Source organism: Heliomarina sp. (assembly GCF_052826185.1).
Window position 1 is genome coordinate 398513 of the sequence record NZ_JBRBUI010000045.1, and the last position, 13411, is coordinate 411923.

Consider the following 13411-nt stretch of genomic DNA (forward strand, 5'->3'; position numbering starts at 1 on the left):
GAGAAGAAGCAGGGGCCTGTGCGATGAGGATCAACTGTCCGGTATGTGGCGAACGGGATCGGCGCGAGTTTTATTACAAGGGCGCAGCGGTGGCGCTTGAACGCCCGGCACCGGATGCGGGCGAAGCGGCATGGGACGAATATGTGCACCTGCGTGAGAACCCAGCCGGGGAGACGCGGGAGCTTTGGTATCATGAGAGTGGCTGCAACGGCTGGCTGGTGGTGACGCGTAATACGGTGAGCCATGAAATTTCCGGCGTGGAACTGGCTACGGAGGCGCGGTCATGAGGGTTGAAGGCAAGGGATTGATCGACCGCAGTCAAGAGGTCGCGTTCCAGTTCGACGGGGCACGCTATCGCGGGTTTACGGGCGATACGCTGGCCTCGGCGCTGCTGGCTAATGATGTTCGCCTTATGGGGCGGTCGTTCAAGTATCACCGTCCGCGCGGCGTTTTGACGGCCGGGAGCGAGGAACCGAATGCGCTGGTGACGGTCGGGTCCGGGGCGGCGCAGGAGCCGAACGTGCGGGCCACGGTTCAGGAGATCTATCCGGGGCTTTCGGCGACGAGTCAGAATCGTTGGCCGAGCCTTGGCGTTGACCTTATGGGGGTAAACGATCTTGTTTCGCCTTTCCTGGGAGCGGGTTTTTATTACAAGACCTTCATGTGGCCGAAGAGCTTCTGGGAGAAGCTTTATGAGCCGGTGATCCGCCGGGCGGCGGGGCTTGGGGCCCTTTCGGGGGAGAACAATGGCGACCGCTATGAGCGGGCCTTTGCCTTTTGCGATCTACTGGTGATCGGTGCGGGGCCTGCCGGGTTGATGGCGGCGCTGGAAGCGGGCCGGGCCGGGGCCGATGTGATCCTCGCCGATGAAGACAGCCGGATGGGCGGGCGTCTGCTGGGCGAGGTCGAGGAGATCGACGACAAGCCGGGCCATGTCTGGGCGGGCGACATCGTTGCCGAGCTGGAGGCGATGGACAATGTGCGGTTGATGACGCGGACCACCGTGACAGGCGCCTATGATCAGGGCACATTCGGGGCGCTGGAACGTGTCGGGCATCACAGGAAGCGGCGCGGGGATGCTTTGCCGCTGGAATGCTTCTGGCGGATCGTCGCGAAACAGTCGGTGCTGGCTGCCGGATCGCTTGAACGACCGGTCGCGTTTCGCAACAACGACCGGCCGGGGATCATGACAGCGGGCGCCGTTCGGGCCTATCTCAACCGCTGGGGTGTAAGCGCGGGGCGGCGTGTCACGGTGTTTTGCAACAATGACGATGGGCATCGGACCGTGCGCGATATGCTTGCGGCGGGTGTGCATGTGGCGGCACTGATCGACAGCCGCCACGACGCCGAAACCGTGCCGGGCGTGCGCATGTTCAAAGGCGCGATGGTATCGGATTCGGGCGGCCGGACCGGGCTCGAGCATGTGACGATCCGCTCGGTGGGGGGCGAGGATCGTATCCAGACCGATTGCCTTGCCATGTCCGGCGGCTGGAACCCGACGGTGCATCTGACCTGCCATATGAACGGGCGGCCGACATGGCGGGAGAGTATCCAGAGTTTCGTTCCCAGCCCGGATGCGGTGCCGGGCATGCATGTGGCGGGGGCCTGCAACGGGGCCTTTTCGACGACTGCCTGCCTGCGCGCGGGTGTTGAGGCGGCAAAACGCGCGCTGGACGCGATCGGGTTGAAAGCCGCCGATGTCGCGCTGCCCGCGGCGGAGGACGGTGCCTATCGCATCGCGCCTCTCTGGGCGGTGCCGGGCAAGGGGCGCGCCTGGCTCGATTTCCAGAACGATGTGACCGTCAAGGACGTGAAACAGGCGGCGGTGGAAAACTTCCGCTCGGTCGAACATATGAAGCGTTACACGACGCAGGGTATGGCGACCGATCAGGGCAAGAACTCCAACGTGGCGGCGCTGGCGGTTCTGGCCGATGTGACGGGTCGCGCGATTCCCGAGACGGGAACGACAACGTTCCGCCCGCCCTACAGCCCGGTGTCCATAGCCGCGATGGGGGCAGGGGCGCAGGGCAAGGGGTTCGCACCGCAGCGGTTCACCACCAGCCATGCCGCCAGTGTCGAAATGGGCGCGCCGATGATCGAGGCGGGGCTTTGGTATCGACCGAGCTATTTCCCGCGTGCGGGCGAACGCACATGGCGGGAATCCTGTGATCGCGAAGTCGGGATGGTGCGCGAGTCGGTGGGCGTCTGCGATGTCTCGACCCTTGGCAAGATCGATATTCAGGGCGCGGATGCGGCCGAATTCCTCGATTTCGTCTATTGCAACATGTTCTCGACGCTCAAGGTCGGTCGGACCCGCTATGGGCTGATGCTGCGTGAGGACGGGCATGTGATGGACGATGGCACGACCGCGCGACTGGGGGAAAACCATTTCCTGATGACCACCACGACGGCGGCGGCCGGCGAGGTCATGCGTCATCTGGAATTCGTGCATCAGGGGCTTCGACCCGAGCTTGACGTGGCATTTGTCTCGGTCACCGAGCAATGGGCGCAGTTCGCCGTGGCGGGGCCGAAATCGCGCGCCTTGCTCGACGGGTTGCTGGATGCGCCGCTGAAAGACGAAGACTGGCCATTTATGGCTTGTGGGCCTGTTGCGCTGGGCGGTATCGCGGCGCGGCTGTTCCGGATCTCTTTCTCGGGCGAGCATGCCTATGAACTGGCGGTTCCGTCGCGCTATGGCGACAGCCTGTTCCGCGAACTCGTGAAACGTGCCGAGGAGATGGGCGGCGGCGCCTACGGGATGGAGGCGCTGAATGTGCTGCGGGTTGAAAAGGGGTTCATCACCCATGCGGAAATTCACGGGCGCACGACGGCCTTTGACATTGGGATGGGGCGGATGGTTTCGGCCAAAAAGGACTGTATCGGCAAGACCATGTCCGAACGTCCGGGGCTGTGCGATCCCGGCCGCGAGCAGCTTGTAGGGTTGAAACCGGTTGGCGAGGTTAAGCAGGTCACGGCTGGGGCACATCTGTTCCGCGCCGAAGATGCGCCGGAGCGCGAGAACGATCAGGGCTATGTCACTTCGGTTGCCTATTCGCCGACGCTGGGCCGTATGATGGGAATGGGCTTTCTGAAAAACGGCGCCGAAAGACACGGGGAAAAGATCAAGATGGTGGATCACCTGCGCGGCATCGAATGTATTTGCGAAGTGACCGGACCGGTGGTGTTCGATCCGGAAGGAGGCCGAGTCCGTGGTTGAGCTTGTCGCGAAAACACCCTGTGCGGGTTTGCTGCCGGTATCGGTCGGGGACCTCCGGATCGAAGAAAGCCAGATGCTGCCGATGTCGGTGATCATGCCTTTCTCGGGCAAGGAAGAGGCGGTGGGTGCCGCCTTGCAAAAGGCGCATGGTCTTGCATTGCCCCCGGTCAACAGGGCGGAAACCGATGGCGAGACATCGGTTCTGTGGTTCGGGCGGGGGCAGTTCCTGTTGCGGGGGGTAGTGCCTGACGCTGGCCTGAGCGATGCCGCCGCCGTGACGGATCAAAGCGATGCCTGGGCGGTGGTTCGCCTGTCGGGGGCAAAGGCCGCGGATGTTCTGGCGCGGCTGGTGCCGGTCGATATGCGGCTGAGCGCCTTTCCGGAAAAATCCACTGTCCGGACGGATTTGATGCACATGATGGCGTCGATCACCAGGCTTGGGCCGGACAGCTTTCAGATCATGGTCTTCCGCTCGATGGCGCAGACACTCGTTCACGATTTGAAAGGGGCGATGGAAGCTGTCGGCGCGCGCGGCTAAGGTAGCGAACGTTCAACTGATTCCGGAGTGACCTAATGAATATCCGTCTTGTACTTGCCGCTGCCCTTCTTGCCTCGCCAGTCATGGCCGAGGATAGCAAGGAGCAGAGCTGCATCTACCAGTCACAAGTGGTTGCCGCGATTCAGCAGGCGCGCCTTGACCGCGTCAAGGAGCGCGAAGTGCCCGACGCCATTGCCCAGACCAATCCGACGTGGCCCGCGAACTACAACGCGGCGATTCCGCTGATTACGCCCTGGGTCTATGAGAAAAAAATGCGCATCGTACGCAATGAAGACCTTGGCGCGGCGTGGAAAGAAGTCTGTCTCGCCAACTAATCGACCCTGCTGCCTGTAACCATGGTATAGCAAAGCATGAGTCTTCCACCCGGGTTCCTCGACGAATTGCGCAGCCGCGCCAGCCTTTCGCAGGTGGTGGGGCGCAAAGTCGTGTGGGATACGCGCAAGTCCAATCAGGGCAAGGGGGACATGTGGTCGCCTTGCCCGTTCCATCACGAGAAGACGGCAAGTTTTCACGTCGATGACCGCAAAGGCTTTTATTACTGCTTTGGCTGTCACGCCAAGGGCGACGCGATCGGATTCATCAAGGACACGGAAAACGTCAGCTTCATGGAGGCGGTCGAGATCCTCGCACGCGAGGTCGGCATGCCGATGCCCGCCCGCGATCCGCAGGCGCAGAAGAAGATGGACCGCCGCAGCGAGCTGGCGGAGGTCATGGAAGAAGCGGTTCGGTTCTTCCGGCTGCAGCTCAATACCGGGAACGCGGGGCCGGCACGCGATTACCTTGCTGGCCGCGGGCTTGGGGAAGAGGCACTGCAACGCTGGGAAATCGGATTCGCGCCGAATGGCTGGCAGGTACTCTGGGATCACCTGCGCGGCAAAGGCATCGCCGAGGACCTGATCCTTGGAGCGGGGCTGGCCAAGCCGTCGTCCAAAGGCGGCAAACCCTATGATACGTTCCGCAACCGGATCATGTTCCCGATCCGCGACCCGCGCGGGCGTTGCGTGGCCTTCGGGGGCCGCGCCATGGACCCGGACGACAACGCGAAATACCTGAACTCGCCCGAGACCGAACTTTTCGACAAGGGCCGGACCCTGTTCAATCACGGCCCTGCGCGCGAAGCGGCAGGTAAGGGCCAGCCGCTGATCGTGGCCGAAGGCTACATGGATGTGATTGCGCTCGACACCGGTGGGTTCGGGGCTTCGGTCGCGCCGCTGGGCACCGCGATTACCGAAAACCAGTTGCAGTTATTGTGGCGCATTTCATCAGAGCCGATCATCGCGCTCGATGGCGATACGGCAGGGCTGCGCGCTGCGATGCGCCTGATCGACCTTGCCTTGCCGCTGCTTGAGGCCGGGCAGTCGCTGCGCTTTGCGCTGATGCCCGAAGGGCAGGATCCGGACGATCTGCTGCGCGCCAAGGGGCCGGACGCGGTGCGCGCCGTTCTGGACGAGGCGATGCCGATGGTGCGCCTGTTGTGGCAGCGGGAAACCGAAGGGCGTGTTTTCGACAGCCCCGAACGCAAGGCCGCGCTCGACAAGGTCCTGCGGGAAAAGATCAAATTGATCCGCGACCCATCGATCCGCGCGCATTACGGACAGGAGATCAAGAACCTCCGCTGGGAACTGTTCAACCCCCGCAAGGAAAAGGCCGGGCCGCGCAAGCCGTGGGTGCCGGGGCGCAAACCGATCGCGACCGCCCGGCTAACGACCCGCAGCTCGCCACTGGTCGCATCGGGAGAGCAGGCCGAAATTCACCTGCGCGAAACCGTCATTCTGGCCACGCTGATCGCGACGCCGCATGTGATCCAGAAATTTGAAGCAGGGGTCGAGATGATGGAATGCGCTGACCCGTTGAACGCCGATCTGCGAGAGGCGATCCTGCGGGTGGGATCGTCCAGACCGCAGGAACTGCGCGACGAATTAATCGCGAGGATTGGCGAGGAGGCCCTTGAAAACCTCTTTGCGCTTCGCCATGTCGCAATCAATCCTGCGATACGAAGGGCGGGCGACGTCGAACTCGCTGAGATGACAGTTGATGAGGAGCTCGCGAAACTACGTGCCCGACGCGGATTGGACGAAGAGATTGCAGAAGCCGTCGAAGACATTTCGCATTTCGCGGATGAGGCTTTGACCTGGCGCCTGAGCCAGGCTGCAGAGGCGAAGAACATGGCGATGCGATCGCAGCATCAGGACAAGACTGAATACGACACGGGCGACAACGGAGCGCGAATCAGTCGCGACGAACGCAGCGCCTTTGAGGCACTTCTCGAGCAAATTGGTTACTCCAAATCGCAACAGTAGCGCTTGTTTGTAAGGAAAAACAAAAGAAAACTCGGTAAACGGGTGGCCGAATCACCAGATCAGGCTATTGATTCGCACTACAACGAATCAGAGAATGACCCGAGTCGCCGTAGACCGTGCAGGAGCAATGAATGGCCGCGAAAGACAACGACGATAGCAAAACCGAAGATCAGGACGCCGAGATTTCCCTGGATATGAGCCAGGCCGCCGTCAAGAAGATGATCGGTGAGGCTCGGGAAAAGGGGTACATCACCTATGACCAGCTGAACCAGGTGCTGCCGCCCGATCAGGTCAGCTCCGAACAGATCGAAGACGTGATGTCGATGCTCTCGGAAATGGGCATCAACATCATCGAGGATGAAGAGGCCGAAGAAGAAGAGAACAAGGGATCGACCGAGGTTGTCGCACAAAGCGATGCCCGCGAGGTCACGCTGTCTTCCGGCACGAATGAGAAGCTGGATCGGACAGACGATCCGGTGCGCATGTACCTGCGCGAAATGGGCAGCGTCGAATTGCTGTCTCGCGAAGGCGAAATCGCCATCGCCAAGCGGATCGAGGCCGGGCGCAACACCATGATCGCCGGGCTTTGCGAAAGCCCTCTGACCTTTCAGGCCATCACGATCTGGCGCGACGAACTTCTGAGCGAGGACATTCTGCTTCGCGATGTGATCGACCTTGAAACCACGTTCGGCAACCAGCTGGACGAAGACGGCGACGTCGAAGAGCCGCTGGTCGCGGCCGGATCAGGCGATAGCGCCAAGAGCGAAGACAAGGATGAGTCCGGCCCCGAACTTGACGCTGATGGCAATCCCATCGCCAAAGAAGACGATGAGGACGAGGACGATCAAGCCAATATGTCGCTTGCCGCGATGGAGGCCGCGCTCAAGGATCAGGTCCTTGCAACGCTCGAAACCATTGCGAACGATTATGCCCAGCTGTCCGAAATGCAGGACAGCCGGATCTCGGCCACGCTGAACGAAGACGATACATTCTCGGCTACCGATGAAACGACTTACCAGTCGCTGCGGTCCGAAATCGTTGAGCTGGTGAACGGGTTGCACCTGCATAACAACCGTATCGAAGCGCTGATCGACCAGCTCTACGGCATCAACCGCCGTGTGATGTCGATCGACAGCTCGATGGTGAAGCTTGCGGATCAGGCCCGTATCAACCGTCGCGAATTCGTCGATGCCTATCGCGGTCGTGAACTTGACCCGAACTGGATGGCCGAAATGGCTGAAAAGCCGGGTCGTGGATGGCAGATGTTCATCGAACGCTCGACCGACAAGGTAGAAGAGCTGCGCGCGGACATGGCGCAGGTCGGGCAGTATGTCGGCCTAGACATCAGCGAATTCCGCCGCATCGTCCAGCAGGTCCAGAAGGGCGAGAAAGAAGCCCGCCAAGCCAAGAAGGAAATGGTCGAAGCGAACCTTCGACTCGTGATCTCGATTGCCAAAAAGTACACGAACCGTGGTCTGCAATTCCTTGATCTTATTCAGGAAGGTAACATCGGCCTGATGAAGGCCGTGGACAAGTTCGAATACCGCCGCGGCTACAAGTTCTCGACCTACGCGACGTGGTGGATCCGTCAGGCGATCACCCGCTCTATCGCGGACCAGGCACGGACTATCCGTATCCCAGTCCACATGATCGAGACGATCAACAAGCTGGTCCGCACCGGTCGCCAGATGCTGCATGAAATCGGACGCGAGCCGACGCCGGAAGAACTGTCGGAAAAGCTGCAGATGCCGCTGGAAAAGGTTCGTAAGGTGATGAAGATCGCCAAGGAGCCGATCTCGCTCGAAACGCCGATCGGCGACGAGGAAGACAGCCAGCTTGGCGATTTCATCGAGGACAAGAACGCGGTCTTGCCGCTCGACTCCGCGATTCAGGAGAACCTCAAGGAAACGACGACCCGCGTTCTGGCGTCGCTTACGCCGCGCGAGGAACGGGTTCTGCGGATGCGTTTCGGCATCGGCATGAACACCGACCACACGCTTGAAGAGGTTGGTCAGCAGTTCAGCGTGACGCGCGAACGGATTCGTCAGATCGAGGCCAAGGCGCTGCGTAAGCTTAAGCACCCGAGCCGGTCGCGCAAGCTGCGCTCCTTCCTAGACCAGTAAGTCAGAATAAAGATCTGCAAACCGCGCCCTCGTATCCATACGGGGCGCGGTTTTCTTTTGGAATTGCGTTACCCTTGCAGGGCAAATCGTCGGGGCCGGACGGTCGCCGACCGCAAATGGCTGCCAAAGAAGTGAAGCAGATCATGTTGCTTTGCCTTGAAACCCCATTACCTTTCAGGTTGTTCTGACTGCGACGCCAAAGGAGGTTCACGATGATCCGACATCTGTTTGCCCTGACCTGCGCATCCCTCATTTTGATACCCGAAGCCGGGCAGGCGTGGCGATCGTTCAATCGGCAAGAGGTTCTGCCGGTGTCCGAAGGTGTGTTCGAAGTTGTGAACGATGTCGCCTCGAGCGCTGCCGATTTCTGGTGTTCCGCGGGGGACTACGCCTATCGGGAGATGCGAACCGAAGCCGTCCAACGCGTCTATATCTGGCGGGGCATCGGCCCCAGTGTGAACCGACCGGGCAAGAAGGCGGTCCAGTTCTCGCTTACTCCTCCCGAAGGTGTCAGCACTCAGCCGGGCTATACGCTCTCGGTAAAGGCGGAAGGCGACAACATGAGAGCCGGATCGGCGCAGCAATACTGCTTTGGCAACGGGCCGGAAGACCCGGGCATCTGGCACCCCTAGGACTGGAGCGAGATAATGAAGAAAACCCTTACATGCGCGGTCGCACTTTCGTTTCTTCCCGCTCTGGCAATGGCCTGGGTCGCGGACAACCGGCTGACGGTGAATCCTCTTCCCGATGGATCTTTTGAAGTCATCGGTGCGCCCGGCTCCGCCGGATCGGACTATTGGTGCGCGGCGGGGGATTATGCGCTGACCGTGCTCGGGGCCCAGAACAATGACCGCATTTTCATTACCCGGGGAAGGGGAGAGCCGCAAACATCAGATCGGAAATCCAGTGTCCAGTTCTCGCTTTCGCTTCCGTCGGGAGAGGAAGCTGACACCGGGATTTTCCTGTCGATGAAAAAGGTGGGCGATAACCTGAACGCGTCCTTTGCGCGCAACTATTGTTATGACCGCAAGAACCTCGAATTTTGATCTGCAATTTTAGCGGCTATCCGGCGACGCGATGATGCAGACCGAATTCACCATCGAAACGCGCGGTGCCGCGCTTTATGAGTTCACCCGTCCGGTCGCGGAATGGCTGAGGGGGCAGGGGGCGCAGGACGGGTTGCTGACCCTATTCGTGCGTCATACCTCCTGTTCGCTGCTCATTCAGGAGAATGCCGATCCGGAGGTCTGCGACGATCTGGCGGCGTTTTTCCACAGGCTGGTGCCGCCATCCAGTGATCCGTCGATGTCATACCTGCGCCATACCTATGAAGGCCTCGACGACATGCCCGCTCATATCAAGGCGGCAATGCTGCCGATCTCTCTGAGCATTCCTGTCCGTGACGGCAAGATGGTGCTCGGAACTTGGCAGGGCATCTATCTTTTTGAGCATCGCCAGGCCCCGCATAACCGGAAAGTTGCCGCGCATCTCGGGGGTTAGAGGTCGTCGTTGGCCCAAAAGTCGCAAGATCGCCACAGGATATGGTGGGGAAGAAATTGCACTACACAATGCGTGACCTGCGCCCTATAGTCGATGTGGAGCATAGGGGGCGCGGCCCCAAAAGCAGACAATAGGGGACCGGCATGCGTTGTCCGTTTTGCGGCAATATCGATACTCAGGTGAAAGACAGCCGTCCGGCGGAAGACCATGTTTCTATCAGACGGCGGCGGTTTTGCCCCGCCTGTGGCGGGCGTTTCACCACCTATGAACGCGTTCAGCTGCGTGATCTCGTCGTCATCAAGTCCTCCGGCAAACGCGAGGATTTCGACCGCGATAAGCTGGAACGGTCGATCCGGATTTCCATGCAGAAACGCCCGATTGAACCCGAGCGTATCGACCAGATGATTTCAGGCATCGTACGACGTCTCGAAAGCATGGGCGAAACAGATATCCCGTCGAGCAAGATTGGCGAAATCGTCATGGAGGCGCTCGCCCGGATTGATACCGTGGCCTATGTGCGTTTCGCCAGCGTCTACAAAAATTTCCAGGCGGCGGATGATTTTGAAGACTTCGTGCATGAACTTCGCCCGCCGGTGATGCCGGAAGAGTGAGCCGACAAGACGAAAGATACATGGCGCTGGCCCTCGCGCTGGGGCGGCGCGGCATGGGGCGTTGCTGGCCCAATCCGGCAGTCGGTTGCGTCATTGTCAACGGTGGCCGGATCGTCGGTCGGGGCTGGACGCAGCCGGGCGGTCGTCCGCATGCGGAAACCGAAGCCTTGCGTCAGGCGGGTGCGGCGGCAAAGGGTGCCACCGCCTATGTCACTCTCGAACCATGCGCGCATCACGGCAAGACGCCGCCCTGCGCGGAGGCTTTGATCGCGGCGGGCGTGTCCCGTGTTGTGGCGCCGTTTGAAGACAGCGACATGCGGGTCGCGGGGCGCGGCTTTGCCAAGCTGCGCGACGCCGGGATCGAAATCACGACGGATGTCCTGTCGGAAGAAGCCTATCGGGATCACGCCGGGTTTCTGCTGCGCACCGAGATGTCTCGACCCTTTGTCACGTTGAAGTTCGCAGGCAGTCTTGACGGGCGCATCGCGACTGCGACGGGACAGAGCAAATGGATAACGGGTCCAGCCGCGCGCCGGATGGTTCATGCGATGCGCGCCCGGCATGACGCTGTTCTCGTTGGTGCAGGGACGGCGCGCGCCGATGATCCCTCGCTGACTGTGCGCGATCTGGGGGTCGAACATCAGCCCGTACGGGTCGTCGTGTCGCGGCGTCTGGATGTGCCGTTGCTGGGCAACCTTGCGAGGACGGCTGCTGAAACTCCTCTGTGGCTCTGCTATGGTGAAGGTGTTGACCCCGAGCGCATGCGGGCGTGGGAGGGGATGAAAGCCAAGCTCATTCCCTGTGCCTTGGATGGTGCCCAGATCGACGCTGCGGATATGCTACGCAAGCTCGGCGAAGGCGGACTTACACGGGTTTTCTGTGAGGGGGGCGCGGCTTTGTCAGCCTCTCTTCTGGCGGCGGACATGGTGGATGAACTCATCGGTTTTACCGCCGGACTCGCGATCGGCGCCGAGGGGACGCCCGCGCTTGGCGCGCTTGGACTGGACAAGCTTGAGGAGGCGGCGCGATACGATCTGCTGGAAACCCGCGCGGTCGGTCCCGACGTCATGCATCGTTGGCAGCGCGCGATGACCTAGCGCCACCACGGCGACGCGCTGGCAAAGAGCCCCTGAAGTTTCGAAATCGTTCGGTTGAATGGTCCGGGCGTCGGTATATCCCCGCTCGCAAGGCGTTCAACGATTACTTCGACAGGGCAGGGCAAGCCGGTTACCGGGTCCCGGTACCTTGGGTAATCGATCAGGGCCGCGTGGACGAGACCGTTGAGGCTTGGCCGGGCGCGTCGACGGTCGGGTGTTTCGCCCAGATCACGTGTCAGCCCCCAACCTGCATAGAAGGGCGCGCCAAAGGTGGTGACTGGCAGGCCCCGCAAGAGCGCTTCGAACCCCAGAAGCGAGGTCATGGTCCAGACTTCGTCTACCATATCAAGGAGCGCGGCAGCATCCGCGTTGCTTGCAATCACATCAGTCAGAGGATCGGCCTCTATCGCCCCCTTGCGTAGCGATGCTTCAACGTCAGGGTGAGGCTTGTAGATGATGACAGCCTCGGGGGCGGCTGCGCGAACCTCCTGTAATAAGGCGAGGTTGTCACGTATTGCGCTGGCTCCTGTCAGGATCGACGCATCGTCTTCGACCTGTCCGGGCACAAGGATGCGTCGGCCCTTGGGAAGATCGGGGAGGTCGCCACCGAGGTTGTATTTGTTGAGTTTCTGGGAAGCCAGGGACGAAATCAGCCTTTCCGCGCGGCGTTCTTGCCCGGCGGTAAGGGTGCTGCGTTTGGCAATCAGGTCTTCCAGCCGACTGGGGTGGCGGGGATCATAATAGATGCCCTTGTCATCCGTGATCAGGGACAGTGGCGGCACGAGCTCCGCCCCAAGACCCCGCGAGCGCAGAAAACCATCTTCGACGCGGGTGATCGTGCCTGTCGGTTCTGACAGTTTGCTGGCCCATGCCATATGTCGGCGCCCGTCTGGCTGGCGGTTCTGGATGTCGTCGCTGAATACAACACGCTTCTCGCGGCCAAACATCTTTTGCAGGTGGTTTCGTTTCCACAGGCGCATGCCGCTGGCGACCCAGCCGAGATGATCCTCGCGCCATGCCCGCGATTGCGCTTCGAGCGTCGCCAACACATCCTCGATTTCGCAGAGCCGGTCGCGATACCGGTCGTACCAGATCGGGTAAAGGATCATCGCTCCCGCAAACAGTTGTGACCGGGTGAGACGCCTTTCCCGCCGAGGGACCGGGTTTTCGTCCTGTGTCAGCCCCCAACCCGCATAAAAGGGTTGTCCGAAGACGCGCGGTTTGTGCCCGGCGAGAACGGCCTCGAACCCAAGCTGCGACGACATCGTGTATACGCCCACCGCGCCCTGAAGCAGGTTCCAAGGGCTGACGGTTTCGGTGAACAGGGTTACCCTGTCGGAGGCGTCCGTTTCATCGAAATAACCAGCTCGGTAGCCTGCAACTGTTTCGGGGTGCGTCTTGATCAGGATCTTCGCCCCGGGGTTTTCTTCCTGCGCGAAGACGAGCATCTCGATGAAATCGGCCCGATCCGCGCCGCTCGCCGTCACCGAAGCATCGCCGCGCGTCTGGTCGACAACCAGCACGTAACCCGGCGGTGGCACCGGCTGGTCCGGTTCAAAGGCGTTGTACTTGCTCAGATGGTTTTCCTGAATGCGGGACATCGCATCGCGGGCACGGTCGAGCAGCGCTGAATCGTCGAGCGGGTTCTTGGCAAGGATCTCTTCAAGGTCAGAGGGAACACTCGGATCGAAATGGACGCCAGCCCGATCCAGGAGAAGGCCCAGTGGTGCGTCGCCGCTGCGCCCGGGGTGAAGGGAGCGCAGGAATGCGTCTTCGACCCTTAGGACCGGTACCTGTTTTCTTTCTGCGATGGACAGACCGCGGTGCGCCGTTGGGCTGTTGCCCCAGATACCGACCGTGTCACCATCAGAGGGCATGCCGATGCGAATGTCATATCCGGCCAGGTGCAGCATGCGCCGCAACCGTTTCTGAGCCAGGAATCCCCCGTTGTAGACGTAGAGCCGTTTGTTGCTGGCAGCGGGGCGTCGGGCCACGCCTCGACCT

At 61.0% G+C, this 13411-nt stretch carries 12 protein-coding genes; 11 read left to right on the forward strand and 1 reads right to left on the reverse strand.

The genetic code is table 11. The features are described from left to right. The first annotated feature begins 23 nt into the window (after positions 1–23). The 11 genes from ACU0FH_RS14140 (at position 24) to ribD (ending at position 11407) form a co-directional block, all read left to right on the forward strand. The gene (locus tag ACU0FH_RS14140; RefSeq protein ID WP_446195287.1) at positions 24–287 is read left to right on the forward strand and encodes a sarcosine oxidase subunit delta; all 264 of its coding nucleotides are present in this window, start codon (positions 24–26) and stop codon (positions 285–287) included. Beyond that, positions 284–3217, forward strand: coding sequence for a sarcosine oxidase subunit alpha family protein (locus tag ACU0FH_RS14145; RefSeq protein ID WP_446195288.1), 2934 nt, complete (start codon positions 284–286; stop codon positions 3215–3217). Before ACU0FH_RS14140 ends, ACU0FH_RS14145 begins: the two co-directional genes overlap by 4 nt. Next, positions 3210–3755 carry a sarcosine oxidase subunit gamma gene (locus ACU0FH_RS14150; RefSeq protein ID WP_446195289.1) on the forward strand — a complete coding sequence of 182 codons (546 nt, stop codon included), beginning with the start codon at positions 3210–3212 and terminating at the stop codon, positions 3753–3755. Before ACU0FH_RS14145 ends, ACU0FH_RS14150 begins: the two co-directional genes overlap by 8 nt. A 35-nt stretch (positions 3756–3790) precedes the next feature. Further along, positions 3791–4090 carry a hypothetical protein gene (locus tag ACU0FH_RS14155; protein ID WP_238369172.1) on the forward strand — a complete coding sequence of 100 codons (300 nt, stop codon included), beginning with the start codon at positions 3791–3793 and terminating at the stop codon, positions 4088–4090. Positions 4091–4126: 36 nt separating this feature from the next. Continuing rightward, entirely contained in the window at positions 4127–6076 is a 1950-nt protein-coding gene (gene dnaG / locus ACU0FH_RS14160) for a DNA primase (RefSeq protein ID WP_446195291.1), read from the forward strand. A gap of 131 nt (positions 6077–6207) precedes the next feature. Then, positions 6208–8199 carry an RNA polymerase sigma factor RpoD gene (gene rpoD / locus ACU0FH_RS14165; RefSeq protein ID WP_446195292.1) on the forward strand — a complete coding sequence of 664 codons (1992 nt, stop codon included), beginning with the start codon at positions 6208–6210 and terminating at the stop codon, positions 8197–8199. Between the two features lie 212 nt (positions 8200–8411). Further along, positions 8412–8831, forward strand: coding sequence for a hypothetical protein (locus ACU0FH_RS14170; RefSeq protein ID WP_446195293.1), 420 nt, complete (start codon positions 8412–8414; stop codon positions 8829–8831). 15 nt (positions 8832–8846) lie between these two features. Beyond that, positions 8847–9245: a hypothetical protein gene (locus ACU0FH_RS14175; RefSeq protein ID WP_446195294.1), complete on the forward strand. Its 399-nt coding sequence runs from the start codon at positions 8847–8849 to the stop codon at positions 9243–9245. Positions 9246–9279: 34 nt separating this feature from the next. Beyond that, entirely contained in the window at positions 9280–9699 is a 420-nt protein-coding gene (locus ACU0FH_RS14180) for a secondary thiamine-phosphate synthase enzyme YjbQ (RefSeq protein ID WP_446195614.1), read from the forward strand. A gap of 143 nt (positions 9700–9842) precedes the next feature. After that, positions 9843–10310, forward strand: a complete 468-nt coding sequence (gene nrdR, locus ACU0FH_RS14185) for a transcriptional regulator NrdR (RefSeq protein ID WP_088635235.1) — start codon at positions 9843–9845, stop codon at positions 10308–10310. Continuing rightward, positions 10307–11407, forward strand: coding sequence for a bifunctional diaminohydroxyphosphoribosylaminopyrimidine deaminase/5-amino-6-(5-phosphoribosylamino)uracil reductase RibD (gene ribD, locus ACU0FH_RS14190; RefSeq protein WP_446195295.1), 1101 nt, complete (start codon positions 10307–10309; stop codon positions 11405–11407). Before nrdR ends, ribD begins: the two co-directional genes overlap by 4 nt. Here the strand turns inward: ribD and ACU0FH_RS14195 are convergent. After that, positions 11404–13401 carry a capsular polysaccharide biosynthesis protein gene (locus ACU0FH_RS14195; protein WP_446195296.1) on the reverse strand — a complete coding sequence of 666 codons (1998 nt, stop codon included), beginning with the start codon at positions 13399–13401 and terminating at the stop codon, positions 11404–11406. The genes ribD and ACU0FH_RS14195 overlap by 4 nt on opposite strands. Positions 13402–13411: the final 10 nt, after the last annotated feature.

Coding starts and splice junctions, on each gene's coding strand:
- ACU0FH_RS14180 (WP_446195614.1), top strand. CDS start 9,280: ATGCAGACCGAATTCACCATCGAAACGCGCGGTGCCGCGCTTTATGAG.
- ACU0FH_RS14140 (WP_446195287.1), top strand. CDS start 24: ATGAGGATCAACTGTCCGGTATGTGGCGAACGGGATCGGCGCGAGTTT.
- rpoD (WP_446195292.1), top strand. CDS start 6,208: ATGGCCGCGAAAGACAACGACGATAGCAAAACCGAAGATCAGGACGCC.
- dnaG (WP_446195291.1), top strand. CDS start 4,127: ATGAGTCTTCCACCCGGGTTCCTCGACGAATTGCGCAGCCGCGCCAGC.
- ACU0FH_RS14170 (WP_446195293.1), top strand. CDS start 8,412: ATGATCCGACATCTGTTTGCCCTGACCTGCGCATCCCTCATTTTGATA.
- ACU0FH_RS14155 (WP_238369172.1), top strand. CDS start 3,791: ATGAATATCCGTCTTGTACTTGCCGCTGCCCTTCTTGCCTCGCCAGTC.
- ACU0FH_RS14175 (WP_446195294.1), top strand. CDS start 8,847: ATGAAGAAAACCCTTACATGCGCGGTCGCACTTTCGTTTCTTCCCGCT.
- nrdR (WP_088635235.1), top strand. CDS start 9,843: ATGCGTTGTCCGTTTTGCGGCAATATCGATACTCAGGTGAAAGACAGC.
- ACU0FH_RS14145 (WP_446195288.1), top strand. CDS start 284: ATGAGGGTTGAAGGCAAGGGATTGATCGACCGCAGTCAAGAGGTCGCG.